Source organism: Azospirillum brasilense, from assembly GCF_008365405.1.
GTDB lineage: Bacteria > Pseudomonadota > Alphaproteobacteria > Azospirillales > Azospirillaceae > Azospirillum > Azospirillum brasilense_D.
In genome coordinates, this window is the sequence record NZ_QOKV01000077.1 from 1 (window position 1) to 897 (window position 897).

General features: G+C 60.3%; 1 protein-coding gene. It reads right to left on the reverse strand.

Going from position 1 to position 897, the window contains the following annotated elements; all coding sequences use genetic code 11:
- Positions 1-21 precede the first annotated feature (21 nt).
- Positions 22-843 carry an IS5 family transposase gene (locus DS837_RS31825; protein ID WP_149168399.1) on the reverse strand — a complete coding sequence of 274 codons (822 nt, stop codon included), beginning with the start codon at positions 841-843 and terminating at the stop codon, positions 22-24.
- Positions 844-897 lie beyond the last annotated feature (54 nt).

Here is an 897-nt window from a genome sequence, read left to right on the forward strand (position 1 = left end):
AGAGCCCGTTTGACAACCGGTTCAATGGCAGACACGTCGAAGTAGCAGGCTTGCCATAGCGAGTTGCATCATACCGCCGGAGACGTCGATCCGGGCTTCATAATCTCGAACCAGACGTCTCCAGCGGGTCATCCATCCGAAGGTCCGCTCGACCACCCAGCGCCGTGGCACGACCTTGAACCCTGGCTGGGTGTCAGTTCGCCGGACCACCTCGACGGTGAAGTCGAGGAAGGCGGCCTTGTCCATCAGCTTCTTGCGATCATAGGCGCCATCGGCGAAGAGGTGCTTCATCCATGGCCAACGCTTGCGTATCGCTTCCAGGATCATCTGCGCGCCGGCGGAGTCGGAAATGTCGGCGGTGGTTAGATTCACCATCAGCAGGCGGCCATCGGTGTCGACTGCGATGTGCCGCTTGCGTCCATTGATCTTCTTACCCGCGTCGTAACCTCGCTGCTTAGCGGCGGGAGCTTTCACCGATTGGCTGTCCACAACCCCGGCGCTCGGACTGGCCTCACGGCCAGCCCGTTCACGGTCGATCATCAACGTCACGTCGTGGATCGTCTGGAACAGCAAGCGCCGCAGGAGATGCCGGAACCACCAATACACCGTCTGCCACGGAGGGAAGTCCTTCGGTAAAAGCCGCCAGCCACAGCCCGTTCGAGCCAAGTAGCGCAAGGCGTTCAAGACCTCCCGAAGGTCCACACACCTCGGACGGCCGGTGTCGGCCTTCTGTGGCATCAGCGGTTCCATCACAGACCATTCCTCATCGGTCAGGTCCGTAGAATACCGCTTCGTCTTCTTCTCGATCCTGGCCATTCGGCTGCGCGTCGCTTCGGTCCACATCCGAAGCTTGAATCACATCATGCCGTTGCCGCCAACCCTTTTCAAACGGGCTCT